This is a genomic window from Algiphilus sp. (assembly GCF_023145115.1).
Classification (GTDB): Bacteria; Pseudomonadota; Gammaproteobacteria; order Nevskiales; family Nevskiaceae; genus Algiphilus.
Genome location: NZ_JAGLEJ010000016.1, coordinates 82219 through 107632, shown reverse-complemented (window position 1 = coordinate 107632; position 25414 = coordinate 82219). Strand labels below are relative to the sequence as shown.

General features: G+C 70.6%; 23 protein-coding genes. 13 read left to right on the top strand and 10 right to left on the bottom strand.

Annotated features, from left to right (window positions below):
• Positions 1–84: 84 nt before the first annotated feature.
• From KAH28_RS06005 to KAH28_RS05995, 3 genes are all read right to left on the bottom strand, one after another.
• Entirely contained in the window at positions 85–2313 is a 2229-nt protein-coding gene (locus tag KAH28_RS06005) for a TonB-dependent receptor (RefSeq protein ID WP_290575071.1), read from the bottom strand.
• A gap of 97 nt (positions 2314–2410) precedes the next feature.
• Complete coding sequence (locus tag KAH28_RS06000; RefSeq protein WP_290575070.1) at positions 2411–3412, bottom strand: FecR family protein; 1002 nt, start codon at positions 3410–3412, stop codon at positions 2411–2413.
• Positions 3409–3933, bottom strand: coding sequence for a sigma-70 family RNA polymerase sigma factor (locus tag KAH28_RS05995; RefSeq protein ID WP_290575069.1), 525 nt, complete (start codon positions 3931–3933; stop codon positions 3409–3411). Before KAH28_RS05995 ends, KAH28_RS06000 begins: the two co-directional genes overlap by 4 nt.
• A gap of 305 nt (positions 3934–4238) precedes the next feature.
• Between KAH28_RS05995 and KAH28_RS05990 the strand changes: the two genes are divergently transcribed.
• Both KAH28_RS05990 and KAH28_RS05985 read left to right on the top strand, forming a co-directional pair.
• On the top strand, positions 4239–6209 hold the full coding sequence (locus KAH28_RS05990) for a TonB-dependent receptor (RefSeq protein WP_290575068.1): 1971 nt from the start codon (positions 4239–4241) through the stop codon (positions 6207–6209).
• 32 nt (positions 6210–6241) lie between these two features.
• A complete protein-coding gene (locus KAH28_RS05985; RefSeq protein WP_290575067.1) occupies positions 6242–7462 on the top strand; it encodes an HmuY family protein in 1221 nt (406 codons plus the stop codon).
• A gap of 51 nt (positions 7463–7513) precedes the next feature.
• Here the strand turns inward: KAH28_RS05985 and KAH28_RS05980 are convergent, their stop codons facing one another.
• The 6 genes from KAH28_RS05980 to KAH28_RS05955 are packed head-to-tail and all read right to left on the bottom strand — an operon-like array spanning position 7514 to position 12437.
• On the bottom strand, positions 7514–8233 hold the full coding sequence (locus tag KAH28_RS05980; RefSeq protein ID WP_290575066.1) for an energy transducer TonB: 720 nt from the start codon (positions 8231–8233) through the stop codon (positions 7514–7516).
• 32 nt (positions 8234–8265) lie between these two features.
• Entirely contained in the window at positions 8266–9471 is a 1206-nt protein-coding gene (locus KAH28_RS05975; RefSeq protein WP_290575065.1) for an energy transducer TonB, read from the bottom strand.
• Positions 9472–9509: 38 nt separating this feature from the next.
• Positions 9510–9638, bottom strand: a complete 129-nt coding sequence (locus KAH28_RS05970; RefSeq protein WP_290575064.1) for a hypothetical protein — start codon at positions 9636–9638, stop codon at positions 9510–9512.
• Positions 9635–10465: a heme ABC transporter ATP-binding protein gene (locus KAH28_RS05965; RefSeq protein WP_290575063.1), complete on the bottom strand. Its 831-nt coding sequence runs from the start codon at positions 10463–10465 to the stop codon at positions 9635–9637. Before KAH28_RS05965 ends, KAH28_RS05970 begins: the two co-directional genes overlap by 4 nt.
• The gene (locus KAH28_RS05960; protein ID WP_290575062.1) at positions 10462–11544 is read right to left on the bottom strand and encodes an iron chelate uptake ABC transporter family permease subunit; all 1083 of its coding nucleotides are present in this window, start codon (positions 11542–11544) and stop codon (positions 10462–10464) included. Before KAH28_RS05960 ends, KAH28_RS05965 begins: the two co-directional genes overlap by 4 nt.
• Positions 11541–12437 carry a hemin ABC transporter substrate-binding protein gene (locus tag KAH28_RS05955; RefSeq protein ID WP_290575061.1) on the bottom strand — a complete coding sequence of 299 codons (897 nt, stop codon included), beginning with the start codon at positions 12435–12437 and terminating at the stop codon, positions 11541–11543. The genes KAH28_RS05960 and KAH28_RS05955 overlap by 4 nt, the downstream gene beginning before the upstream one ends.
• A gap of 268 nt (positions 12438–12705) precedes the next feature.
• Between KAH28_RS05955 and KAH28_RS05950 the strand changes: the two genes are divergently transcribed.
• The 11 genes from KAH28_RS05950 (at position 12706) to KAH28_RS05900 (ending at position 24402) form a co-directional block, all read left to right on the top strand.
• On the top strand, positions 12706–13122 hold the full coding sequence (locus KAH28_RS05950) for a YbaN family protein (RefSeq protein WP_290575060.1): 417 nt from the start codon (positions 12706–12708) through the stop codon (positions 13120–13122).
• A 105-nt stretch (positions 13123–13227) separates the two neighbouring features.
• A complete protein-coding gene (locus KAH28_RS05945) occupies positions 13228–13764 on the top strand; it encodes a DUF3016 domain-containing protein (protein ID WP_290575059.1) in 537 nt (178 codons plus the stop codon).
• Between the two features lie 149 nt (positions 13765–13913).
• Positions 13914–14744: a class I SAM-dependent methyltransferase gene (locus KAH28_RS05940; RefSeq protein WP_290575058.1), complete on the top strand. Its 831-nt coding sequence runs from the start codon at positions 13914–13916 to the stop codon at positions 14742–14744.
• 93 nt (positions 14745–14837) lie between these two features.
• A complete protein-coding gene (locus tag KAH28_RS05935; RefSeq protein WP_290575057.1) occupies positions 14838–15338 on the top strand; it encodes a sigma-70 family RNA polymerase sigma factor in 501 nt (166 codons plus the stop codon).
• Between the two features lie 8 nt (positions 15339–15346).
• Positions 15347–16324, top strand: a complete 978-nt coding sequence (locus KAH28_RS05930; RefSeq protein ID WP_290575056.1) for a DUF4880 domain-containing protein — start codon at positions 15347–15349, stop codon at positions 16322–16324.
• Positions 16325–16419: 95 nt separating this feature from the next.
• Entirely contained in the window at positions 16420–18687 is a 2268-nt protein-coding gene (locus KAH28_RS05925) for a TonB-dependent receptor (RefSeq protein WP_290575055.1), read from the top strand.
• A gap of 29 nt (positions 18688–18716) precedes the next feature.
• The gene (locus KAH28_RS05920) at positions 18717–19544 is read left to right on the top strand and encodes a DUF4198 domain-containing protein (protein WP_290575054.1); all 828 of its coding nucleotides are present in this window, start codon (positions 18717–18719) and stop codon (positions 19542–19544) included.
• Positions 19545–19681: 137 nt separating this feature from the next.
• Positions 19682–19939: a DUF3649 domain-containing protein gene (locus KAH28_RS05915; protein WP_290575053.1), complete on the top strand. Its 258-nt coding sequence runs from the start codon at positions 19682–19684 to the stop codon at positions 19937–19939.
• Positions 19936–21549 (top strand): PepSY-associated TM helix domain-containing protein, encoded by a 1614-nt coding sequence (locus KAH28_RS05910; protein WP_290575052.1) that lies wholly within the window; start codon positions 19936–19938, stop codon positions 21547–21549. Before KAH28_RS05915 ends, KAH28_RS05910 begins: the two co-directional genes overlap by 4 nt.
• A complete protein-coding gene (locus tag KAH28_RS05905; RefSeq protein ID WP_290575051.1) occupies positions 21549–21866 on the top strand; it encodes a DUF3325 domain-containing protein in 318 nt (105 codons plus the stop codon). The genes KAH28_RS05910 and KAH28_RS05905 overlap by 1 nt, the downstream gene beginning before the upstream one ends.
• A gap of 370 nt (positions 21867–22236) precedes the next feature.
• A complete protein-coding gene (locus tag KAH28_RS05900) occupies positions 22237–24402 on the top strand; it encodes a TonB-dependent siderophore receptor (RefSeq protein WP_290575050.1) in 2166 nt (721 codons plus the stop codon).
• Positions 24403–24561: 159 nt separating this feature from the next.
• Here the strand turns inward: KAH28_RS05900 and KAH28_RS05895 are convergent, their stop codons facing one another.
• A complete protein-coding gene (locus KAH28_RS05895) occupies positions 24562–25395 on the bottom strand; it encodes a helix-turn-helix domain-containing protein (protein ID WP_290575049.1) in 834 nt (277 codons plus the stop codon).
• Positions 25396–25414 lie beyond the last annotated feature (19 nt).

The following is a 25414-nucleotide window of genomic DNA, read 5'->3' as shown; positions in this document are numbered from 1 at the left end:
CCATAGCAGGCCGGCGGGGGGCCATCCCGCCGACCCGCGGCGGCGACCGGGCGGGTCGTGTCCCGGCCGTCGCCGCGCGTCTCCTCAGAAGGTCAGCTTTGCCATCAGCAGGAAGGAGCGGCCGGGCTCGGCCAGCGGGCGAACGGTGTCGAACTCCTGGCCGTAGGTGGCGCGGTCGGCGTAGGCCTCGTCGAAGACATTGTTGGCCTCGACGCGCAGCACCAGGGACTGCGCCAGCGCGGCGCGGTACTCGGCGTAGACGTTCAGCACCTCGTAGGCCTCCAGCGCCTGTCCGCCGGCGTCGACGGGGTCGGTGTTCTCGAGCGCGGCGTCGACCGTGCCGCCCAGGGTCAGCGGCAGCGTCGCGAACTGGTGACCGACTTCCAGCGCGATGATGCGGCCGAGTGGTGTCCCCAGGTACTGCGAGGAATAGGAGTCCGCCGGGAGGCCGTTGAGGGTGACCTCGGTGTCGGCATAGCTCAGTCGCGCGAAGCCCGGGCCCCACTGGTAGCCGGTCGCCAGACGGTAGCCCTCGGACTTGAAGTCGGTGGTGAGTGTCGGTCCCTCGCTGTAGGATTCGTCGCGCGCATCGGTGAAGTCGCTCTCGAAGATGCCGCCCTCCAGGGAGAAGCCGCCCGCCTTCGCCTCGAACCCGGCCCGGTAGCTCGCCGCGCGCACGCCGTCGATGTCGCCGTACTCCCACTCCGGATTGAGGATGTAGTTCTCGGCCAGCCGCACGCCGCCGAAGACATCTGAATAGCCGGCGTTGAGGGCAAGCCAGTCGGTCGCCTGGATGGTGGCGGCGATGTTGCCGCTGACGCCGTCGTTGTCGATTCCGCTGCCGTCGACGCCGGTGAACCGCTCGCGGTCGAAGCGCGCGCCCAGCGACACCGCCAGTCGCGCCAGTGGATTCAGTCGCGCCTGTGCGAACACGCCGACGTTGTCGGCTTCCTCGCGCAGCTCCGCGGTCGCCGGGTCGCGGTAGCTGGCCTCGTCGGCGAAGAAGTCGACGCCGGCGGTCAGCGTGCCGAGCCCGAAATGGAAGCGGTTGCGCAGGTTGCCGGAGACGCTGGAGGTCTCACCGATGCTGCCGAAGGGTTCGGGCACGTCGATGCGCGTGCGCCCGAAGCCGAGCACGGCTTCCGGATCCCACAACCCACCCGCGTCCACCGTGCTGTAGCCGAGCGTGAAGTTCTGCCGCTCGAGCTCGTAGCGGCGCACATCCGGATCCTCGCGCCCGATGAGGTCGCCGATGTTGGCGCGGAACGGCCGGTTGGCGTCGTCCAGCACGCGCTCCGCGGAGAGCTCTATGCGGTGCCCGTCCCGCTGGTAACCGGACTTCAGCAGATAGCTCAGCATGTCGGACTCGGTGCCGGGCACTTCGGAGCCGTCGCCGTCCTCGTAGTCATCCCCGCTGACGCGGTTGAGGTAGCCCAGCCCCTCGAAATCGCCGGCTCGGCCGTAGGCGGCCACGCCGGTGCCGAGGCGGCCGCTGTTGCTGTCGAAGGCGGCGCTGGCGAAGCCGCCGGCGCGTCGCCCCTCGGACAGCACGTCGTCGACATCGACGGTCTCGTAGGCGATCGAACCGCCGAGCGCGCCCGGGCCGGCATCGGCCGGCGCCACGCCGGGATCGACGCGCGCCAGCTTGAGCAGGCTCGGGTCGATGATGTTGGTACCGGCGTGGTGGAAGACCTTGTTGTTCTGGCGCGCACCGTCGATGCTGACCGCGAGCTGGGTCTCCTCGACGCCGTTGACGTAGACCTTCTGCGACAGCGGGATGGCGCCACCCACGGAGACGCCGGCCTCGCCGGCGAAGACCTGCTTGACGGTGGCCGGATTGCGCCGCTCGAGCTCGGCGGGCGTGATCGTGATGCTCCCGGCGCGGTCGGCGGCACCGGCGTTCTCGTCGTAGGCGGCAGCGCCCTCGATCTCGATCGGCGCCAGGGTGGCGCTGTCGCCGCCTTCGGTGATGACGACGCCGCCGTCGGTCAGCCGGTAGCCGAGCCCGGTGCCGTCGAGCAGGCGTTCGAGGCCCTCGCCGACCGTGAAGCGGCCCTGCAGGCCCGGGCTCGACTTGCCGTCGGTGAGCGCGCCGTTGCCGCTCAGCGCGAGATCGGCGGCCACCGCGAAGCGGTTCAGCGCCGCGGTCAGCGGGCCGGCCGGAATGTCGAAGCGCCGCGCCTCGGTGGTGGCCGCCTGGGCGTGCACGGCGGACAGCGGCGCCATCGCGGCCATCAGGCCGGCGCTGCCGGCGGCGAGGGCGAGCGCGAGGATCGGTGCGCGGGTGCGCGCCGGGCGGTTGGAAATGGTCATGTGTGCGACTCCCTGATGATGCGTGGCGGTGCTTTCATCAGGGAATCGAACGAGGCGCCCGAAAGGGGAACCGCGCCGGGCGTCCCGTTCGCCCGGGTCAGCGCTTGTCCGCCACCACCGTGGTCCACCACGGCAGCGGGCAGTGGATGCGCACCGGCAATGCCTCCGCGAGCATCGCCAGCGCGTGCCCGGGGTCGTCGAGTCGGTACACGCCCATGACGGCGAGCGTTGCGACCGCCGGATCGACACCGAGGTATCCGTGCCGGTAGCGCCCGATGGCTGCGACCACCTCGCCCAGCGGCATGTGGTCCGCGACCAGCACGCCGCGCGTCCAGGCCGCGTGGTCGTCGGTGACCGCGAAGCGCGCCGTGACGCCTCCGGCATCGAAGCGGACACCATCGCCCGCTTTCAGCACGGTGGGGCCGTCGGTGCGCCCGGGTTGCAGTGCCACCGCCCCTACGTAGACCGCGGCTTCGGTGTGGTCGGCCTGCCGGCGGGCGCTGAAACGGGTGCCGAGCGGCCGCAGCCGGCCGTGATCGCTCGCCACCACGAAGGGGCGGTCGGCGCGGTCCGGCGCCGTTTCGACCAGTATCCCGCCGGCGACGAGATCGACGTGCCGGCGCCCGGTGTCGTAGTGGACCGAGATGGCGCTGGCGCTGTCGAGCCAGACGCGTGTGCCGTCGGCCAGCGTCACCGAGCGGGTTTCGCCCACTGCCGTGCGGTGATCGGCGAAGCGGCTGCGCGCCGCCGTGCCGAGCGGCGTGTGCGACCAGGCCATCCAGCCGAGCGGGGCGATCGCCCCCAGACCGGCCAGCGTCTTCAGCGCCCGGCGGCGGCTCCCGCGGTGCTCGCGGCCGGCGGCCAGCGCGCTCGCCGCCGCATCCGAGCCGGCGCTGTCCTGCAGCTGCGCGAACCGCTGGCTGACGGATTCGACATAGGCCCAGGCCGTGCGATGCGCGGTCGAGCGCTCCAGCCACTGCCGCCACCCCGCCTCGTCGCGCGCGGTGGCGGCACCGGAGCGCAGCAGCGCGAACCACTCCGCGGCCTGTTCCAGGCTGCGGAAATCGGGCTCGCGGCGGCGCGGCGGCACGGCGGTCACGCCGCCGCCTCGTCGAGCTCTGCCTCGAGCAGCGCGCAGTGCAGCATCGCGCGCGCCATGTACTTCTTGACCATGCGTTCGGACACCTCCAGCCGGGCCGCGATCTCGCGATAGGTCAGCCCGCGCACCTGGGCCAGCACGAAGGCGTCGGCCACCCGGCGCGGCAGGCTCGCGAGCATGGCGTCCATCTGGCACAGCGTCTCGATGACCATGGCGTGATGCTCGGCGGGCGGCGCCGTCGCCTCGGGCTGGGCGGCGAGCGCCTCCAGCCAGGCGCGCTCGATCTCGCGCCGGCGCCACAGATCGACGCACAGACCCCTGGCGACACGGCTGAGATAGGCGCGCGTGCCCTGAAAGCTGTCGAAGCGGCGCGGCGTCACCAGCAGACGCAGAAAGGCGTCGTGCGCGAGGTCGGCGGCGGTCTCGGTACACCCCAGCCGGCGATGCAGCAGCGCGTGCAGCCAGCCGTGATGACTGGCGTACAGCGCCGCGACGGCGTCGGGTTCGGCGGATGCGTGCAAGACGGGCTCCTGTGCGCGAGCCGGCTGCACGGCAGCGCATGACATCAGGGGCAGGGATTGTAAATACAAATCATTCCCAGTGCCATCGTTGGGCGGCGACTCAACGCGATTGACATTCAAATGGCAATAGTTATCATTCAATGCATAGCAGGCTCGCCTCCCGCGCCATGGCCCGGGAAGCGCGCGTTCTCCTTCACCCGGCTGGACGGGCCCGTGTGCGCTCCCTGCCGGACGGGTCCGCATGCCGCCAGCGGCGGCGTTTCACGGGAAGGTTGATGAGGGCTCGTCCGTTGCTTCGGTGCCGCGTGCTGCTGACCGCCCTCGCGGGCGCGGCGGCCGTGCCCGCGGGCGCCGACGGTTCCGCTGCACGGTCGCTGGAACCGATCGTCGTGACCGGGACGCGCACCGAGCGGCCGTCGGCAGATTCGCCGGTGCGTGTCGAGGTGGTCGACCGGGAGGAAATCGACCGCACCCATGCGCGCACGCTCAAGGAGGCACTGGAGAACGTGCCCGGGCTGCAGCTGCGTCCGATCCACGGCAAGGCCGGATACGAGGCTTCACTGCAGGGCCTCAGCGGCGAGCAGGTGCTGGTGCTGGTGGACGGGCTGCCGATGACCGCGACCACCGGATCGACCGTGGATCTCAGTCAGCTGGCGCTCGCCGATGTCGAGCGCATCGAGGTGGTCAAGGGCGCCATGTCCGCGCAGTACGGCAGCGCCGCGATGGGCGGCGTCATCAACGTCATCACGCGCGACATCGCACCCGGCCTGGCAGGCAGCGTCATGCTGGATGCCGGCAGCTACGGGGCGCAGAACCCCTCCGGAGACGCCTTCGTGCCGGGCAACCGCCACGGCCGCTTCCGCGTGCAGGGCGGCAGTCGCGAATGGCGCCTGCGGCTCGCCGGCGACATCCGCGACAGCGACGGCGTCGACCCCGAGCCGGCGACCTGGTCGCAGCCCGGCGATGCGGTGCAGCGCCGCCAGCTCGACCTCCGCGGCGAGTGGCGCCCGCGCGCCGGCAGCACGCTGTATCTCGGCGCCAGCAGCTTTCGCGAGCGCGCCGTCAGCCGCTTCCTCCAGAGTCTGCCGGGTCGCGAGGTCGAGCAGCAGAAGCGCGAGGATGCGCAGCGCCTGCGCCTCGGCGCCGGCGGCGAATGGCACGCCGCGAACGGCTTTCGTCTGCGCCTGGATGCGGTCGACGAGACGCTCGACGACGAGACCCGCAAGCACGCGGCCGGCAGCAGCTTCGACGATCGCGACGCCGAGCTCGGGCTGACCCATGTCACCGCGATCGCGGACCTGCCGGCGCTCGGCGGCCATCTGCTGCAGCTCGGCGCCACCTGGCAGGAAGCATCGCTGGTGCAGTCGATCGACGGCGGCAGCGAGCTCGACACCGCGGGCACGGTCGCCCGTGACAGCCGCGAGGTCTTCCTCCAGGACGACATCTTCATCGGCGACGACTGGGAGCTTCTGCTCGGTCTGCGCCACCAGGACGATTCCGACTTCGGCGGCCATGCCGCCCCCAAGGTGAGCCTGCGCGGTCGGGTGCTGGAAGCCGGCGGCTGGGAGGGCGTGCTGCGGGCGGGTTGGGCCGAGGGCTATCGCGTGCCCGATCTCAAGGAGCGCCGCTACCGCTTCGATCATTCCTCGCTGGGCTATGTCGTCATCGGCAACCCGGACCTGCAGCCGGAGACATCACGCAGCTGGCAGCTGGACGGGCGACTCGGGCGCGGGCCGGGCACCTGGCTGGACATCAATCTGTTCGACAACCGGCTGCGCGACCTCATCCAGGTCGACACCGCCGACGCGCCGGTGGTCGACGGCGTGCAGCAGTTCACCTACGAGAACGTCGCCCGGGCGCGCACGCGCGGCGTGGAGATCGCGGCGCGCTGGCAGGCCTCGCCCGCGCTCGCCCTCAGCGCCGGCTACACCCGCATGCGTACGCGCGACGAGGACACCGGCAGCGCGCTGACACGGCGCCCCGATCACCAGGCGCGCCTCGGCGTCGACTGGCAGGCGGCCCGCCGCGTGGCCGTGAGCGCGCGCGGTCGCTACCAGAGCGACGAGCTGGTCGCCACTGCCGACGGCGCGCGGTCGCCGTCGTGGCAGGTGCTCGACCTCGCGATCAATTTCGACTGGTCGCGCAGCACCCGCTGGTTCCTGGGCGTCGACAACGTCTTCAACACCCAGCGCGACTTCGCCGACCCCAACGATTTCGGCCCGATCGACGGGCGCTTCGTCTACGCCGGGCTGCGTTATGCCTGGCGTGTCCACTGACCCTGCCACCCCGTTCCCCGGGAGGACCTTCCATGCAATGGCAACGACTGATTCTGCTCGCGGTATTCCTCAATCTCGCCGTCACCGCCTGTGACTCCGGCTCCGACGGCGGAGGCGGAGGCGGCAACGACGATGGCGGTGGTGACGACGTCGCCCAGCGCGCGTGCGGTGATGCCGACGAGAACGGCGTCGTCACCTGCACGGTCGACGCCATCGCGCAGGACACCCACGTCCATTTCGACTTCGACAGCGGCGAGGTGGTGGCGCTGAGCGACGCCGAGGCATCGGACTCGGAAGCCTGGGACATCGCCTTCCGGCGCTATTTCCTCATGCTCAACGGCGGCGCGTCGGGTCCGGGCAGCGTGGGTGGCGCGCTCAGCGTGGCCCAGGACGACTTCTACGCCGAGGGCGGCGAGCCCGACGCCAGCGTCTTCACCAACGCCACGCCGGAGAGCGAGTACGAGCATCTGACCGGCGAGCTGCCCGCGGTCGAGGACTGGGTCACCGACAGCGTCACCACCGCCTTCGACGTCGGCGTGGAGCGCGGCCCCACCACCTATGACTACGGCTGGTATCGCTACGACGTGACCACCGGCAACATCAGCGCCAACCCGGACAACGGCTGGCTGCTGCGGTCCGGCGAGGGCGACAGCTACGCGCGCATGCGGGTCACCGCCATCGACTTCCCGACGCGCGCCGGCAACGGCATCCAGTCCTTCGAGATCGCGTTCGACGTGCAGCCCGCCGGTACCCAGCAGCTCAGCGGCACCGCGACCTTCACCGGGTCGGTTCCGGGCGAGGGCGGCGAAGTGTGCTTCGACTTCGACGCCGACGAGAATGTCGACTGCACCGGCACGGCCTGGGACCTGAAGGTCGCCTTCGTCGGCCGCGACTTCCACCTGCGCACCAACAGCGGCCCGAGCGGCGACGGCGATGGCGGCGCTCTCGGCCCGTCGGAATGGAGCGAGCTCTCCGCGTACCCCAGCGCCACCACCTCCGGCGACGGTGGCTCCCTGACCAGTCTCTACGTGGCCGACACCACCGGCGGCATCTTCGCCGACTCGAGCTGGTACGCCTACGGGGTCGCCGGCGGCCATCTGCTCTGGCCGAACTACCGCGTCTACACGGTGGCCACGGATACCGGGGATGACGCCGCGCCGCGCTATGCCCTTCAGCTCATCGACTACTACGACGAGAGCGGCGAGACCAGCGGCACGGTCACCTTCCGGTACCGGCCCCTGTCGGCGGAGTAGCAGCCACCGGGGATGCCGCCACCGGGCTGTACCGGTGGCGGCGTCATCCCGTCAGGAAGCCGCCCGCAGGCGTACGCAGGGATCGGCCTTCGGCGGGCGCACGCGCATGTCGCCGGCCCCGGTGCCGTCGGCGCTGAAGCGCAGCAGCACGCGACTGGCCGACGGCACCGGCCGGCCGTCGATGCGGCGCGGCGGGTAGCGTCGCTCGGTAGCCGCCCAGCGCACGGCGGCGTCCTCGAAGACGCCTTCCGGCGACGACTCGAGGATGTGCATGCCGGAGACCCGCCCATCGGTGCCGATGGCCATGCCCAGCAGGACATGGCCGGAGTGTCCCTGCGCCAGCGCCTCGTCCGGGTAGTCCGGTGCGGCGGGCAGCGTGTCGGGGATGCGGTAGACGGTCGCCTCGCCGGCGCCGGCATTCACCGCGAGCTGATACCGCGCGTCGAGCAGGCCGCGCCGATGCGCGCGCGTCAGCGTCGGATGCGCTTCGGGATGGCGCGCAACCCGGGCAAGCGCGTCGTTGATGAAGGCGGCCAGGGTCGGGCTCGGATGGTGGCTGTCGAGGTAGCCCACCAGCCGTTCGGCGCAGGCGACCGGGCCGTTGAGCCTGCACTCCATGTCGGCGGAGAAGCGCAGCCAGCGCAGGTTGTGCTCCTCGCCCTGCACGCAGAGCGCATCGAGCTGGGCGACGGCGACGGACGGACCACCGGCGGCGGCCGGCGACAGCCAGCCAAGGGTCGCGCACAGCGACAGCACGAGCATCTCACGCATCGGAAGTCCCTTTCCAGGCGCATCGGCGCAGGCTACGGAGCGGCAGTATCGGGCGACCGGATGCAGGCTGTCGAGAGTCCGGGCGGTTCGGGTGGCGTCCATGCCGGCCGCGGGTTCTCGGCCGACGGCATATTCTCGACACCCTCCTGCGTCGCTGGCAGGGGCTCGCCGTCCCTGCGGACGCGGAAATGGAAGCGCGTGCGCGTGATCGCCGGGACGGCCTCGCCGTCGACGCGTCTCGGCAGATAGCGGTGCCGGAGTGCCGCCTCGCGCGACGCCGCCCCGAAAAGGCCCGGCGGGGATTCGTCGAGGATCCGGGTGGCGGTGACGGTGCCTTCGGCGGAGACGGCGATCTCGACCAGCGTGTAGCCGCCACCGAAGCCGCTATGCAGAGCCTCCGGCGGATAATCGGGAGGTGCCCGCTCGATCACCCGCAGCGGCGCGGTCTCGCGGCGCGGCTGCGGCATCACCCGATGCTGTGCGTCGATCACGCCCGCTGCCTCGGCGCGCGCCAGGAGCGGCCGCGCATCCGGGTAGCCGGCGAGTCCGGACAGACCGTGGTTCAGCAGGCGCAGCAGCTCCGGAGTCGGCTCGGGCAGGCGCGCGTAGTCGAGCAGGCGGCGGGCGCAGGCGGTCGCACCATTCGCCGCGCAATCGATGCGCAGGGCCATCTCCACCCAGCGGTGCGCATCCGTCTCGTCGCGCGGGCATGCGGCATCGATCTCGCCCAGCGCAAGGTCGTGGTCGCCGTGCCGGGCATGGGCGAGCGCGAGCAGGTAGCGTGTCGCCGGTTTCGGCGGCCGGCATTCGCGGTCGATGATCGGCTGCAGCAGATTGACCACCCGGTCCCACTGTTCGCGGCTGGCGTGGATCTGCGCCGCGAGGGCGCGCATGTCGTCGACGAGGCGGCCCTGCACGTAACGATTGGCCGCCGCCCGGAGCGCCGCTTCGAGTGCTTCATCGGCGCGACCGGCGCGCAGGTAGTGGCCGGCGAGCCGGGCGCGCACGATGCCACCCGCGAGGCTGGTGGCACTGGTGAAGTCGCGCAGCGCTTCGTGCTCGGCCCGGGCGGCCTCGCCCTCGAGGTTCGCGGTCTCGTGCAGTCGCGCGGCGAGATGGTCGCTGACCGTGCCATGCCCGACGCGCTCGGGATGGCAGCGGTATTCCGGCGCGCCGACCGCCGGAAGGGCGGCGAGGGCGAGCAGCGTCGTCAGCACGGCCGCGCTCGGCTTGCGCATGGTCATCGTCTCCCCCGAGGGTTGCGTGCCCGATGGCCTCAGGCGGCCAGTTCCCGGGTGACCGCGAAGCCTCCGAAATGCGGGGCGTCCCGGCAGGGATTCCGGTTGCCGCCGGCTTCGCTGCCGCGTCGGACGTGGAACCGGTTCAGGGCGATGAGGGTGCTCATGGCGGGACTCCTGGTTCGGAAGGCGGGGATGATGGCGTGGCGGCGGTGCCGCTGGCCACGACCACCGGGTGGCCCAGCCGCGGGTGTGGGATGACATCGGCCGTCACGCCGAAGACCGCCGTCATGATCGCGGGCGTGATGATGTCCTCGGGCGTGCCGTTGCGGTGCAGATGGCCGTCCGTGACCACCGCGACGGTGTCGGCGTACTGGCTCGCGAGGTTGGGGTCGTGCAGGATCGCCAGCACCCCGTTGCCGGCGTCGCAGAAGCGGCGGGCGGTGTCGAGCACGCCGTGTTGGTGCGCCAGGTCGAGATTGTTGGTGGGCTCGTCGAGCAGCAGATAGGCGGGCGGCGCGTCACCGCCCGGCCCGGGGCCGATCTGCGCCAGCGCGCGCGCGAGCTGCACGCGCTGGCGCTCGCCGCCGGAGAGCGTGGGATAGCGTCGGTGCGCGAGATGGTGCGCCCGGGTGGCGCGCAGCGCCGCATCCGCCGCGGCGAGATCCTGCGCGCGGGTCGAGGCTCCGGCGTGCGGGGCGCGGCCGAGCAGCACCACATCGAGCACCGAGAACGGGAACGCCAGCGCGGTTGCCTGCGGCAGCACCGCGCGGCGGCGCGCCAGAACCCGCCCCGGCACGCGCTCCAGCGGCACACCGTCCAGCGTCACCGCGCCGCCGGCACCGCTCGCCATGGCGTGCAGCAGCGTGGACTTGCCGGCTCCGTTGGGACCGATGACGGCGACCAGCCGGCCCGGCGCCAGGTCCAGCGATACCCGGTGCAGGATCGGCACACCCGAGCGCGCCACCGACAGATCGCGGGCCTGCAGGCTCACCAGATCGCCACGCCGCGCCGCCGCATCAGCAGCCACAGGAAGAACGGGCCGCCGACGCAGCTGGTCAGCACGCCGACGGGCAGCTCGGCCGGGATCACCAGCGTGCGCGCCAGCAGATCCGCGAACAGCATCAGGGTTGCACCGAGCAGGATCGAGCCCGGCAGCACGATGCGGTGATCGGGGCCGATGGCCAGTCGCAGCAGGTGCGGCACCACCAGTCCCACGAAGGCGATGATGCCGGTCAGCGCCACGCCTGCGCCCACCGCCAGCGCCACCAGCGCCACGACGATGCGCTTCACGCGCTCCACCGGAACGCCGAGGTGTCCGGCTTCATCCTCGCCCAGCAGGAGGGCGTTGAGCGGTCCGGCCAGCACCGCGATCGCCAGCACCGGTGCGGTCACGCACGGGATGACCGGCAGCAGCGCCTGCCAGGTGGTGCCGCCGAGGCTGCCCAGCAGCCAGAAGTTGAGATCGCGCAGCTGCTGGTCGGTGCTCAGGAAGATCAGCAGGCCGATGCCGGCCGCGGCGATCGCGTTCAGCGCGATCCCCGCCAGCAGCAGGGTGGCGACTTCGGTGCGACCGTCGCGCGTGGCGATGCGGTAGACCACCATGGTGGCGACCAGCGCACCGCCGAAGGCGGCGAGGGGCAGCAGGAAGCCGCCGAATGCCGCGGCCACCGCCGGCGGTGCCAGCACGATCGCCCCTGCGGCCGCCACGCCGGCACCGTTCGAGATGCCGATCAGCCCCGGGTCGGCCAGCGGGTTGCGGAACAGCGCCTGCAGCGCGGCGCCGGAGGCGGCCAGCGACGCCCCGGTGAGCGCGCCCAGCACGACCCGCGGCAGCCGGATCGAGAGCAGCACCGATGCCTGCACCGGCTCGTAGGTCCAGGGCAGCGGCAGACCGAGCGCATGGCCCAGGATCGCCAGGCACTGCAGCGGCGCGATACCGACTGCTCCCACGCCGAGGCCGGTGAGCACCGACGACACGAGCCCGGCCGCGAGCACGCCCAGCGCGATCGACTGCCGTCGCCGGCGCTGCCGGTCGAGTGCGTCGAGGGCGCCCAGCGCGGCCGTGGTCACGGTGCCGCCTGCGCGGCCTCGCTTCCGCCGCGAATGGCCGCGGCCACGCGGCGGACCGCCTCCGGCGTGCGCGGACCGAAGCCGAGCATCAGCATCATGTCCATGGTCACCACGCGCCCGGCCTGTCCGGCGGGCGTGGCTGCCAGCTCGGGGCGGGCGAGCAGCGTCTCGCGACCGCCCAGATCCTTCAGCGTGCGATCGGCCAGCAGGATGACATCCGGTCGCAGCGCCACCGCGGCCTCCGGATTGAGCGGCTTGTATCCGCTGTAGCCGGTCACCGCGTTGCGCCCGCCGGCGAGCGCGATGAGGTGCGCGGCCGCGGTGTCCTCGCCGGCCGCCACAGGCGATCCGCGGGCCGACAGCAGGCAGAGCACCCGCGGCCGGTCGTCGTACCGGGCGACATCGGCACGGGCCTCCGCGAAGGCGGCCTCGACACGTTCGGCCAGCACTGCGGCGGCGTCGGGCGCCGACAGTGCCTCGCCCACCGCGCGGATCTTGTCGAGCACGCCCTGTGCCGTGGTGTCGTTCTCGATCCCGGTCACCGGGACCCCGGCCTCGCGCAGCTGCTGGAGTGCCGCCGGCGGCCCGGCGTCGCTGGAGCTCAGCACGAGGTCGGGCGACAGCGACAGGATGGGCTCGGCCGAGAGTTGCCGCATGTACCCGACGTTGGGCAGCGACGCCAGCGCCTCGGGCGGGTAGGTGCTGGTGGTGTCGACCGCCACCAGCCGGTCCGCCTCGCCGAGGGCGTAGACGATCTCGGTCAGCGATCCGTCGACCGACACCACGCGTTCGGGCGGTGTCGCCAGTGCCAGGGCCGGCAGCAGCAGGCTGGTCAGGAGCGCCGGGATCCGGCGGAGCGGTTGCGCGGGACGCGCTCTGGTGAAAGTCGGCATGGCAGGGCTCGGTGGTGAACGGCGCGGGCGGAGCGGCCGCCCCCGGCGGTGTGCCGGCTGCGGACGTGTCCTGTCGGACCGGCATTGGCCCGCTGCGCGCGGGCACCATCATCCGCGCGCATCACAGAACGCTAATCATTATCATTTATTATCGCGGTGGTAAAGGGCGCAGCCTGTCCGGTGACACGGATTGGACGTGGGCGCGCGCAGCGGTGACGATGGCGCCGCTGGACGGACGCGCCAGCCCGGATGGACAACACCACCGCACGTGAACGACTCGGACCCCAAGCCTTCGGCGCATCACCGCCCGTTGCCGTTGCCGGCGCGCCTGCTCCTGCTCGCGCTTGCCGGTGTCTGCATCGGTCTCGGCGTGGTCGGCGTCTTCGTGCCCGGTCTGCCGACCACCGTCTTCATCCTGATCGCCGGCTGGGCTGCCGCGCGCAGCTCGCCGCGTCTTTCCGCCTGGCTGGAGTCGCATCGCATCTTCGGAGCGGTGCTGCGCGACTGGCGCGCAGGCGGCTACGTGAGCCGGCGTGCGAAGTGGACCGCCACCATCGCCATGGCGGTATGCGCCGTGATCCTCTTCCTGAGCGAGCCCGGTCCGTGGCTCGCCGAATCGGTCACGCTGCTGCTGGTCTGCGTGGCGATCTGGCTGTGGTACCGGCCGGAGCCGCCGGCCGCCTGAATCCGTGCGCCCGCGCCGGGGATCGAAACGGCCGGGGCGTGGTCGAAGCTCCGAACGGTTTCCCGACAGGTCGCAGCGCCCCTCCGGGCGGGGAGTGAACGAGCCATGACCCATCACCGCATTCGCACCGCATCGCTGATTGCGCTCACTGCCCTGTGCGGCGGGGTCGGTGCCGAGACGCCGTCATCCGTCGCGGTCTCCTACGAGGGGGACCCCGCGCGCTACATCGATGCCCGGCTCGACCGCGTCGGTGGCGACGAGGCCCGGCAACGGGTCCGGGATGCCCTGCAGCGCCATCTGCAGGCGCTGGGTGCCGAGCATCTTCCCGAGGGTCAGCAGCTGGATATCGCGATCCTCGACATCGATCTGGCCGGGCGCTTCGAGCCCTGGCACTTCCATCTGCACGACACGCGCATCATGCGCGACATCACCTGGCCCAGCATCCAGCTGCGCTACACGCTGCGCGGTCCCGACGGCGAGATCCGCAGCGGCGAGGAGACGGTCACCGACATGGACTATCTCCGGCACTCCCGGTTTCTCCCGGAGCACGACCGGCTGCGCTACGAGAAGCGCATGCTCGCCGACTGGTTCCGGAAGCGCTTCGGCCAGCGCACCCCCGCCGAGTCCGCCGAAGCGGTCTGAGCCCCGGGAGGACGCCGCCAACATTTGCGAATGCATCGCATTCGCGTTATACTGTCGCAGTCCATGGCGTCCCGGGCTCCATGCAATCCGTGGCCGGGGTCGTGCTCCGGCCTGGCGGAGCCGGGACGCCACCATTGCGGGAGTAGCCGATGGCGATGATGCCAGTGCCGGGCGCGCAAGCGGATGTCGCCCTGGAAGGGGTTCCGGAAACCATGCTGTGGCCGCTCTGGAGCCGTGCCAGCCACGGCCGCGGAAGCGGTGCCGTGCTGCAGGACCCGATGGCAACCGCGCTGGTGGACGCCATCGACTACGACTTCCGCGGCCGCTTCGGCAGGCCCGGGATGGTGCACGCCGTACGCGCGCGCTACAGCGATGACCTGATCCGCGCGTTCCTGGACCGCCATCCGGATGCGTCCGTGGTGGCGCTCGGCGAGGGGCTGGAGAGCCAGTTCTGGCGTGTCGACAACGGGCGTGTCCGCTGGTACTCGGTCGATCTTCCTGAGGCCATCGCGGTGCGGCGCCGGCTCCTGCCGGCGCACGCGCGCAATACCCTGGTGCCCTGCTCGGCACTGGATACGCAATGGTTCGATGCCGTGCCCGGAGATGGCCCCGTGTTCGTGTCCGCGGCCGGCCTGCTCATGTACTTCGAGCGCAACGCCGTGGTGATCCTGCTGCGCAGCATGGTGCGCCACTTCCGGTGCGGCGAGCTGTTCTTCGACACCATCCCGCCCTGGCTGTCGCGCCGGAGTCTGAAGGGCTGGGCCGTCACGCGACACTACACCGCGCCGCCGATGCCCTTCGGCATCGCGCTCGAGGGACTGCCGGATCTGTTCCGCCAGATATCGGGGCTGACGCCGCTCACGGCGCAGACCTGCGCCGAGCCCTATCCGCGCACGATGCCGCTGTTCGCGCTGCTGTCCCGCGTGCGGGCGGTCAAGCAGCGCGTGGCGCCGGGGCTGGTCCACGCCCGCTTTCCGTAGCGGCTTGCACGGCGCGGAGCCGCCCGCATTAGCGATTGCGAATCTTTCGCATTTGCTACATCATCGCGGGTCGATGCCCTGACTTCATGGCCCATGCTTGCCGCTGCAGACAGTTCGATCAGCGCCCTGTACGTCGACCACAACCGCTGGTTGCGGGATCTGCTGTATCGCCGTTCCGGCTGCAGCGAGACCGCTGCCGATCTGACGCAGGACGTGTTCCTCCGCCTGCTGGGCAAGCCGGCGCTGCCGGCGTTCAACGAGCCGCGCGCCTATCTCGCCCGCATCGCGCACGGGTTGCTGGTCGATCATCGCCGGCGGCAGAGCGTCGAGCGCGCCTGGCGCGAGAGCCTGGCCGCGGATGCGGAGATGGTCGCGCCTTCCGCGGAGGAGCACACGGCGATCGTCGATGCGCTCGCCCGTATCGATGCGTTGCTCGACGGCCTGAAGCCCCGCATCCGCAAGGTATTCCTGATGTCCCGGCTCGAGGCCTGCAGCTATCCGGCCATCGCCGAGCAACTCGGCGTGTCGCTGAGCACCGTCGAGAAGGACATGGCCGCGGCCCTGCGCCACTGCTACCAGGTCCTGCTGGCCTGACCGCCGCGATGACGACATCGGCCGCGCGCGACGACATCCCGCAGTCGGTGCTGGACCGTGCCTTCGCGTGGGCCGTGGTGCTCGGTTCCGGAACGGCCGGTCCCGACGAACAGCGCGCCTTCGAGGCATGGCGCGCGCAGAGCGCCCAGAACCGGGTCGCGTGGCAGCGCGTCGAGGCCATCGAGAAGGAATTCGCCTCGGCGCGGGCGGCGAGCGCCGGCGGGGCCGCGGCGCTCAACCGGGTGGCCGAGGGGCGTGCCCGGCGTCGCAGGCGCTTCGCGATCGGGCTGCGCTGCCTGCTCCCGGTCGCGCTGATCGCCGGTCTGCTCGCGTCATGGCTCCCCGGCCCGTCATGGGAAGCCGACCATGTCACGGACGTGGGCGAGCGCCGCACCATTCCGCTGCCGAGCGGCGCGATCGTGCATCTCAACAGTGACACCGCGGTCGACATCGCTCGCGGTGATGACGGCGTCACCGTCCATCTGCACCACGGCGAGATGCTGGTCGACTCCGGCCGCGCCGGCGTCCGCGACAAGCCGAGCGCGGCAACCATGGACGGGCGCTTCACGCCGCTGGGCACGCGATTCGTGGTGACCCGCGGCGAGGCCGGAACCGAGCTCGCCGTCATCCATGGGCGCGTGGCCATGGCCCCGCGCGGCGGCGGCGCCACCGTCGAAGCCGCGGCCGGCACGCACTGGCGCGTCGGCCGCGACGGCATCGACCGGCGCGCGGCGAACGGACTGGTGCCGGGGGCCTGGGTCGACGGCATCGTGGATGCCGACAACGCGCGTCTCGGCGACGTGCTGGACGTGCTCGACCGTCACCACGGCGGCCTGCTGCGCTACGACGAGGCCATTGCCGACATGCGCGTGACCGGCCTGTTCCGTGTCGATGACCCGCAGGCTGCGCTGACCGCCCTGGAGCGCTCGCTGCCGGTGCGCGTCGACCGCACCACCGACTGGTGGGTGCGGGTGCGCGCGGAATAGGAATGCATCGAGAATGAGATTCGTTTACGGGTTCGCGGCGGATCGTTCGGCATAGAGGGAAAGCACTTCGTTTCCGGACCAAGGGGGATTCCGCAATGCCTTCGCTGTTCCCGTCATCGCGCGGCTTCCACGCCGCACTCGCCATCCTGTTCGTGCTCGCCTGCGCGCCGATCAGCGCTCCCGTCTCGGCGCAGGGCGATGCCGCATCCGTGACCAGCTACGACGTCCCCGCCGGATCGCTCGCCGCCTCGCTCAAGGCGCTGGCGCGCGAGACCGGACTGACGCTGTCGGTCGATCCCGATCTGGTGGCGGGCAAGCGTGCGCCGGCGGTTGCCGGCGCACCGAGCGCGGACGCGGCACTCGATCGGCTGCTCGACGGCAGCGGGCTCGAGGGCGAGATCGACGGCTCGGCCATCGTCATCCGGACGGCAGCCGCCGAGGAACCGGTCGCGGCCGAGCCCACCCACGAGCTGCGCCGCATCAATGTCACCTCGGCATCGGCCTCGGGCGAGGCCAAGGACGCGGCCAGCGCGCCGGCCAGCATCTCGGTGGTCACCGCCGAGGATCTGGAAGGCAAGGCCTATCGCGACATCACCGACGCGCTGCAGGCGGTGCCCGGCGTCTACGTCGACGAGGGTGCGGGCAGCCTCGGCGGCAGTCAGGAGATCTCCATCCGCGGCTGGGATCCGAAGTACACCAAGATCCTCGTCGACGGCCGCCCGCAGGCCTCGCGGCAGGCCTACTACAACGGCTACGGCTCGGGCACCGAGTTCGGATGGCTGCCGCCGGCCTCCGCCATCGAGCGCATCGAGATCATCCGCGGGCCGATGTCCTCGCTCTACGGCTCGGATGCCATGGGCGGGGTCATCAACGTGGTGACCAAGTCCGTGCCCGACGAATGGGGCGGCTCGGTGAGCCTTGATCAGGTCCTGCAGCAGGACACCGATTCGGGCGACAACCGCTCCGCGCAGTACTACCTGAGCGGCCCGCTTTCCGACCGCTGGGCGCTGACCCTGTTCGGCGGCACCTATGACCGCGAAGAGGACAACATCGCCAACGGCTTCCAGGACTACTCGCGCGACAACAATGCCGCCAAGCTGACCTGGACGCCCAACGATGCCAACGAGCTGGAGTTCGAGGTCGGCTATTCCACGCAGGAGTCCGCCGGTTCGGAGGGTGCCTCCGGCGACGATGTCGAGCTCGACCGCATCCGCCGCCACCAGGCCATCAGCCACGACATCGACTGGGACAGCGGCCTGCGCACGCGGAGCTACGTGCAGCACGCACTGATGGACAACCTCACGCAGAGCGCCAGCTACGAGCGCACCTCGGGCGAGACCTCGACCGTCATTCCGTTCGAGAAGCACGTCCTCACCGTCGGCGCGCACTACCGCCTGCAGGAGACGCGCAACCCCGAGCGCGCGCTCAACAAGTCCACGCTGGACCGCTGGGACATGGCGCTGTTCGCCGAGGACGAATGGTGGATCACCGATCCCTTGGCCCTGACCACCGGCCTGCGCTGGGTCAACGACGAGAACTACGGCAGCGAGTTCGTGCCGCGCGCCTACGGCGTGTACACCATCAGCCCGCAGCTCACCGTCAAGGGCGGCATCAGCGCCGGCTACCGCACGCCCGATCTCAAGGAGGGCGACTCCGAATGGATCGAGGGCGGCGGCGGACCGAGCCTGCCCGGCGGGCGCGACGTCGGCAACTCCGACCTCAAGCCGGAGGAAAGCCTGACCTACGAGCTGAGCACGCACTGGACCGGCTTCAGCGGACTCAACGCCTCGCTGACCCTGTACCACACCGACTACGACAACAAGATCGAGAAGCCGGTGATCTGCGCCCGCACGCCCGACGGCGAGGGCGGCTTCCTCTACAACTGCGAATACCGCGGCGAGTTCTATCAGGCGGTCTATCAGTACCAGAACGTCGAGAAGGCGGAGCTGCAGGGCGTCGAAGCCACCTTCGACTTCCCGCTGGGTGCGCGCGTGCGCATCAACAGCAGCTATACCTACACGCGCAGCGAGCAGCTCAGCGGCGAGAACCGCGGCGATCCGCTCAACAACCAGCCCGAGCACCGCGCCAACATGGGGCTCGACTGGCGTCCGACCGCCAACACCCGGGTGTGGTCGCAGGCGCGCTTCCGCGGGCGGACCGAGTTCTCCGGCCGCGGCGGTCCCGACGACGGCGAGTCGCCGAGCTACACGCTGGTCGATGCCGGGCTCAAGTACAGCGTGAACGATCGCATCACGTTCTACGGCGGCGTCTACAACCTCCTCGACAAGACCCTCACCAATGCCGAGTTCGGACGCCTGATCGACGGCCGCCGCCTGAACCTGGGCACCAGCATCACCTTCTGACCGACGCCGCCGCACAAGGATCCATGACCATGCCGATGACCGCTCTCCGCCCCGCCGTGCTCGCCGGTGCCCTCGCACTGGCGGGCGCGCTCGGCGCCCCCGCCGCCGACGCCCACCGCTTCTGGCTGCTGCCCTCCATGACCGTGCTCTCGGGAGAGGGCGGCTGGATCACCGTGGATGCGGCGCGCTCCAACGACATGTTCCACTTCAATCACAACGCCATGCAGCTCGACGGGCTGCAGGTCACCGCACCGGGCGGTGCCGCCGCCGAGGCCGTCAACCGCCACACCGGCGAGCTGCGCAGCGTCTTCGACGTCGCGCTCGAGGCGCAGGGGACCTACCGCATCGCCGTGGTCGACGACGCGGTGTTCGCGCGCTACGAGGCCGGTGGCCGCCATCATCGATGGCAGGGCACGGCCGCCGAGTTCGCCGACGAGGTGCCCGGGGAGGCCGAGGACCTGCGCGTTTCCGAGCGCATCAACCGCGCCGAGATCTTCGTCACCGCCGGTGCACCCACGCGCGACACGCTCGAACCGGTCGGCCGCGGTCTGGAGCTGATCCCGGAGACCCACCCCAACGATCTCTACGCCGGCGAGACCGCCCGCTTCCGCATGCTGGTCGACGGCGAGCCCGCAGCCGGCATCGAGATCGAGGTGATTCCCGGCGGCGTCCGCTACCGCGACACGCCGGAGACGATGACCGTCACCACCGGCGATGACGGTGCCTTCGAGGTGACCTGGCCCGAACCCGGCATGTACTACCTCGAGACCGGGCTCCAGGACGAGAAGGTCAGCACCGAGGTCGCGCCGAGTCGCAGGCTGACCTACGTCGCAACGCTCGAAGTGCTGCCCATGTAGCGGCCGCCCGTCGCCACCTCATGTAGGATTGAGAATCATTCCTATCAAGGCGGTGACGCCCCTGCCCGGCACCGCACGTCCGAGCCATCGTGTCCAACGCATCCCTTCGAACCGCTGAAAGCCCGCGCCGGGCGGTGATGTCGCGCATCGCCGCCGCGGCGCTGGCCGGCTATGCGCTCAGCCACGTCGGGGCGATCCTGTTCGCCGCGGCCTTGCCGGTTCCCCGCGCCGACGGTGTGCTGGCGGCGATGATGTTCAGCTTCGCGATCTACACCGGCGCCATCATGTGGGCGTTCGCGGCATCGAGTGCCGGCCGGGCATGGCTCGGCCTGCTCGTCCCCACGCTGGTGCTGGCGCTTCCCGCGTGGTGGGTCAGCGCCGGGGCGGCGGCATGAAGGACGGCTTCCGCCAGTCGATGGCGTGGCTCCATACCTGGATCGGGCTGGTCCTGGGCTGGCTTCTCTACTTCATGTTCGTCACCGGCACGGCCGGCTATCTCGATACCGAGATCGATCGCTGGATGACGCCCGAAGCCCCGCCTGCTGCGCACGGTGTCGATCCGGTCGCTGCCGCGCGCCACGGGCTCGACTGGCTCGGGCGCGAGGCACCGGGAGCACAGTCCTGGTCGGTGTCGCTGCCCGTGGACCGCAACTCGCCCTACCTGCGCGCCTTCTGGCGCGGCGAGGACCGCGGGGATCGCGGGCGCGCCGAGCTCGACGCCGCCACCGGTGCCCCCATCGAGGCCCGCGACACCGGCGGCGGCCAGCGTCTCTACCGCATGCACTGGCGGCTCCAGTATCTGCCCGGTGATCTGGTCGCCTGGCTGATCAGCGTCGCGACGCTGTTCATGTTCGTGGCGATGGTGACCGGCGTCATCGTGCACAAGAAGATCTTCAAGGACTTCTTCACCTTCCGGCCCGGCAAGGGACAGCGGTCATGGCTGGACGCGCACAATGCGGTCAGCGTGCTGAGCCTGCCGTTCCAGCTGATGATCACCTACTCCGGGCTGATCTTCATGATGTTCACCTGCATGCCGCTGTTCGTGACGGCGTTCTACGGCGGCAGCGAGGAGGCGCGCCAGCGCTTCTTCGACGAGGCCTTTTCGGGCCGCAGCGAGATCGAGGCCGCGGGCACGCCGGCCGAGCTGACCGACATCGCCGGCCCGCTGGCCCGGGCGGGGGCGCGCTGGGGCATGGACGGCATCGGCGGATTCGAGATCGACCACCCCGGTGATGCCAATGCGCGCATCAACGTCTACGGGCTCTACACCGCGGGTCCGCTGCGCGAGGCGCCGGGGATGGTCTTCGACGGCGTGAGCGGCGAGCTGCTGGAGACACGGCATGCCGGCGAGTCCGCCGCCAAGGCGACGCGCGATGTGTTCCTCGGCCTGCACGAGGGCATGTTCGCGGGGCCGGTGGTCCGTGCGCTCTACCTCTTCGCCAGCGTCCTGGGCACGGCCATGATCGCCACCGGGCTGGTGCTGTGGTCCGTCAAGCGCCGGCAGAACCATGCGCGCAGGCCGGGCGGCGTCGCGCGCGGCGTGGTTCTCGTCGAGCGTCTCAACATCGGTACCGTCGTCGGCCTGCCGGTCGGCATCGCCGCCTACTTCTGGGCCAATCGGCTGCTGCCGGCGGACTTCGCCGCGCGCGCGGACTGGGAGGTGCACGCCATGTTCCTGACCTGGGCCGCGATGCTGGTGCACGCCGCCGTCCGCCCGCGGACACGGGCCTGGACCGAGCAGTTCAGCGTGGCCGCGGCGGCCTTCGCACTGATTCCCGTGCTCAACGCGCTCACCACTGATCGCCATCTGGCGCAGAGTCTGCCCGCCGGCGACTGGGTGTTCGCCGGCTTCGATCTGGGCATGCTGGTGCTGGGCGCGGTGGCCGGGCTGATCGCCCGGCGGCTGGCCGCGAGGAACGCCGTCGAAGAGGGCGCGGCCGTGCCGCGTCGGGGACGCGGGGATGCGGCCGCCGTGCTGGCGGCCGACGAGTCGGTCCAGCACTGATGGCGCTCGTCTGGGTGCTGATCCTGGCGTCGGCCTACGCGGGCTTCGGTCTGCTGGCCCTGGCCATGGAACGGCACCGCAGGACGCTCCTGCCGGGCTCCCGGGCCTGGACAGCGGTCGCGCGCCGGTCGCTGCGCTGCGTCGGTGCGCTGTGCCTGCTGGTCTCGCTGGTCGGGTGCGTGGTGGCGCTGGGCACGACCATCGGCGTCGTGGGCTGGTGCGGCGTGCTGACCGTGGGCGCGATGGTCGTGATGGGGCAGATCAGCTACCGGGAAGCCGGGCAGCGCCGGGGGCACGGGGCGCGGCGAGGGCGTTAGCGGCATCCGCGCACCATGGCGCATCGCGGTCGATGCACCCGCCGATCCGGCCTCGTTTCGCCCCGCGTGATGCCGCGCTGCAGGCGACTTGCATCCCGCACCGCGCTATACGAGAATGCTAATCGTTCTCAGTTCTCATAGCGAGTGCATCCGGCGCGCCGCCCGATCCTGTCGGGGGTCGGCCGTCGTGTCGCGGCACGGCTTCGGATGGCTGACCCGGGGGATCGGGTCACCCGCTCAGCGCGTTCCGCCTGTGGGGTCGTCGCGGCAGAGCGGGAGAACGACCAGACCACCAGGGAGCATCATGAACATAGTCAGGGATTCTCTGCGAGCCCTTCGGCCCGCATCCGTTCTCGTGCCGTGTCTTGCGATGGCTGGCGCGGTCGCGCTGACGCTTTCGGACGCGCACGCCCAGACCGACCGAACCGATGACGGCGACGGCGCCATCGCATCCGGCCCGGATGCCGCCACCGAGCTCGCCCCCATCAGCATCGAGGCCCGCGCCGCGTCCGAGCTCGGCCAGACCGGCTACCCGATGCCCGCCTACGCCGGCGGGCAGGTCGCGACCGGCGGCGGGCTCGGCATCCTCGGCAACAAGGGCTTCATGGAGACGCCCTTCAACCAGACCAGCTACACCGCCGAATACCTCGAGAACACGCAGGCGCAGACGCTCACGCAGGTGCTTGAGGCCAGCCCGTCGATCCGGCGCTCCGGCGGCCGCTATTCGTCGGAGGAGAACTTCAGCATCCGCGGGTTCTCGGCGTCGGGCGTGAACACCACCTATGACGGCTTCTACGGACTGGGGACCTATCGGCGCAACAGCCTCCAGGAGATCGCCCGCGTCGAGGTCCTGAAGGGGCCGAGCGCGCTGCTCTACGGCGCGCCGCCCGACGGCGGCGTCGGCGGCACCATCAACCTGGTGCCCAAGCGCGCCACCGATGCCCCGATCACCGCCTTCCACTTCAGCTACGCCGAGGAGTCGCTGTTCGAGGGGCATCTCGACGTCGGGCGCCGCTTCGGCCGGAACAATGCCTTCGGCATCCGCGTCAACGCGGTGCACGGCGACGGCGATACCCCCTTCGACAACAACGCCGAGAAGCTCAGCCTGGGCAGCGTCGCGCTCGATTATCTGGGCGAGGATCTGAGGCTGTTCGCCAACTTCAACTACGAGGATCAGCAGCAGGATGCCGCCGGCTTCGGCAGCTTCGTGGCCGCCGATGTCCCGATCCCGGCGCCGCCGGACGGCAGCAACAACTTCGCCGCGCCCTTCACCAAGACCGCGACCGAGCGCAACTACAACATCCTCCGCGCCGAGTACGACATCCACGAGAACTGGATGGCGGAGATCGGCTACGCCTGGCAGGAGAGCAACGAGCTCCAGTACGTCAACTTCGCCAGCCAGATCCTCAACGCGGACGGTGACTATGCCGAGCCGACCTTCTACCGCTTCCGCGAGGGGGACTACGACTATCACTCGATGAAGGCCCGCCTCGCCGGCCGCTTCGAGACCGGTCCGGTGACGCACACGGTCGCGATCAGTGCCTACTCCCTGACCCGCGACACCAACTCCTGGACGCGGAACGCCTTCGGCGAGGGCGTCGGCGGCGGCGTCTTCAACATCTACGATCCGGACACCTCCCAGTACACCGAGCCGGACTTCAGCACCATCGAGCCGTCGCTCGCCCAGTTCGAGCTGGTGCAGCAGGGCGTGGCCGTCTCCGACACGCTCGGCGTTCTCGACGACCGCCTGCAGGTAACCATCGGTGTGCGCGAGCAGCGCCTCGAGAACAAGAACGTGGGAACCGGCGTTACCAACTACGACGAGTCGCGACTGACGCCGGCCTTCGCCGTCATGTTCCGGGCGCATGAGCGGGTCGCGCTCTACGGCAACTACATCGAGGGGCTCACGGAAGCGCCCTCGCCGCCGTCCGACGCGCTCAACGCCGACGACGTGTTCGACCCGGTGCAGACCGAACAGATCGAGTTCGGCGCCAAGATGAATCTGGGACGCTTCGCCGCCACCGTCTCGCTGTTCGAGATCACGCAGCCCAACAGCCGTACCAACCCCGAAACCAACATCTTCCGCCTGGACGGCGAGCAGCGGAACCGCGGCATCGAGCTGGAGACCTTCGGCGAGCTGATCCCGGGGCTGCGTCTGCTCGGCGGGCTGGCCTTCATCGACCCCGAGCTCACCAGGACCCAGAACGGCGCCAACGACGGCAACAACGCCAGCGGCACCCCCGAGCTCCGCGCCAATCTCTACGCCGAGTGGGACGCCTGCTTCCTGCGTACCCTGACCTTCACCGGCCAGCTCATCCACACCGACGAGCAGTTCGTCGACAGCGCCAACACCCGGGCGATTCCGAGCTGGAACCGCATCGACCTCGGCGCGCGCTACGTGACGGCCGTGCACGACACCGACGTCACGCTGCGCCTGCGCGTCACCAATGTGCTCGACGCCAAGTACTGGGAGAACTCCGGCCTGGCGCTGGGCGAGCCGCGCAACATTTCCCTGTCCATGTCGCTCAGCTTCTAGTGGAAGCTGTGCGGCGCTGACTACGCAAGCGCGCGCCGCTGAGCGGAGTGTGGCGGCCACCCAGCCAGAGCGAAATCAATCAGGCGCACGATCCGCACGTATCGACTGTAGGCACAATGCGGGCCGATCTGATGCCCGAGTCCCTGGGACCCGACAGCACTACTGCACCAGCACGTTGTCGTTGTCCTCGCAGTTGATGAGAGTGACGAACTGCGGGTCGATCAGGGTCGAGGGGTTGATGCCGAAGACTTCGTTGATGGCCTTGTCGGCGTGAGAAAGGTCATGGAAGCCGGCTTCCAGCGCGACATCGGTGAGGGTGAGCCCCCGCTTCCAGTGCAGGACGGCTCGCCAGGTGGCGCGCCAGCGTGCGTACTCGCCGATGGTGAAGCCGACTTCCTGGCGGAACAGTTCGCGCAGGCGCGATGGCGAGAGATGGACGCGGCTCGCGACGGTCCCGATATGGGCATCGCGCAGCGGTAGCTCGTCGAGGACCGCGCAGGCCTTGGCAATGCGCGGGTCCATGGCGTCATCCTCGGGGACCGGCTGGCCGGTGATGGCTTCGACCACATCGCGCGCCAGTGCCTTGATCTCGGTGGCCGGCTGCACATGTTGCATCGCGGCCCGGATTCTGGGCAGCAGGGGCGCGAAGAGCTCGATGGGCAGATCGACCAGCTTCCGATCCTTGATGAGGGCGCGCAGCGCAGCGTGCCGTGGCGCCTGCAGTGGCAGGTAGAACAGGGCGATGTCGCTGTTGGGTGCGATGATGCGCTTGCGCTCGGCCTTGGGCGCGACCAGCGAGGCGCGCGTCACCCGAGTCTCGCCGGCGACCTCGATGGTGTACGGCTCGCGGCAGGCGATGCGCAGGGTGGCCGAGAGCGGACCCGTGGGCCGGTCCAGCAACAGCGAAGGTGCGGTCAGCAGCAGGCTGCAGGGCCAGTAGTAGATCTTCACGCCGGCGGGGGCCGGGTGCTCGGGTCGGGTCCGGTTTGTCATGGTTTGGGCTTCGCCGTCG

Excerpts from the sequence above, each read along its gene's own strand:
- KAH28_RS05930 (WP_290575056.1), top strand. The coding sequence starts at position 15,347 with ATGACGACATCGGCCGCGCGCGACGACATCCCGCAGTCGGTGCTGGAC.
- KAH28_RS05895 (WP_290575049.1), bottom strand. The coding sequence starts at position 25,395 with ATGACAAACCGGACCCGACCCGAGCACCCGGCCCCCGCCGGCGTGAAG.
- KAH28_RS05915 (WP_290575053.1), top strand. The coding sequence starts at position 19,682 with ATGTCGCGCATCGCCGCCGCGGCGCTGGCCGGCTATGCGCTCAGCCAC.
- KAH28_RS05975 (WP_290575065.1), bottom strand. The coding sequence starts at position 9,471 with ATGCGCAAGCCGAGCGCGGCCGTGCTGACGACGCTGCTCGCCCTCGCC.
- KAH28_RS05925 (WP_290575055.1), top strand. The coding sequence starts at position 16,420 with ATGCCTTCGCTGTTCCCGTCATCGCGCGGCTTCCACGCCGCACTCGCC.
- KAH28_RS05940 (WP_290575058.1), top strand. The coding sequence starts at position 13,914 with ATGGCGATGATGCCAGTGCCGGGCGCGCAAGCGGATGTCGCCCTGGAA.
- KAH28_RS05935 (WP_290575057.1), top strand. The coding sequence starts at position 14,838 with ATGCTTGCCGCTGCAGACAGTTCGATCAGCGCCCTGTACGTCGACCAC.
- KAH28_RS05900 (WP_290575050.1), top strand. The coding sequence starts at position 22,237 with ATGGCTGGCGCGGTCGCGCTGACGCTTTCGGACGCGCACGCCCAGACC.
- KAH28_RS05920 (WP_290575054.1), top strand. The coding sequence starts at position 18,717 with ATGCCGATGACCGCTCTCCGCCCCGCCGTGCTCGCCGGTGCCCTCGCA.
- KAH28_RS06005 (WP_290575071.1), bottom strand. The coding sequence starts at position 2,313 with ATGACCATTTCCAACCGCCCGGCGCGCACCCGCGCACCGATCCTCGCG.
- KAH28_RS05970 (WP_290575064.1), bottom strand. The coding sequence starts at position 9,638 with ATGAGCACCCTCATCGCCCTGAACCGGTTCCACGTCCGACGCGGCAGC.
- KAH28_RS05910 (WP_290575052.1), top strand. The coding sequence starts at position 19,936 with ATGAAGGACGGCTTCCGCCAGTCGATGGCGTGGCTCCATACCTGGATC.
- KAH28_RS05980 (WP_290575066.1), bottom strand. The coding sequence starts at position 8,233 with ATGCGTGAGATGCTCGTGCTGTCGCTGTGCGCGACCCTTGGCTGGCTG.
- KAH28_RS05955 (WP_290575061.1), bottom strand. The coding sequence starts at position 12,437 with ATGCCGACTTTCACCAGAGCGCGTCCCGCGCAACCGCTCCGCCGGATC.
- KAH28_RS05905 (WP_290575051.1), top strand. The coding sequence starts at position 21,549 with ATGGCGCTCGTCTGGGTGCTGATCCTGGCGTCGGCCTACGCGGGCTTC.
- KAH28_RS05945 (WP_290575059.1), top strand. The coding sequence starts at position 13,228 with ATGACCCATCACCGCATTCGCACCGCATCGCTGATTGCGCTCACTGCC.
- KAH28_RS05985 (WP_290575067.1), top strand. The coding sequence starts at position 6,242 with ATGCAATGGCAACGACTGATTCTGCTCGCGGTATTCCTCAATCTCGCC.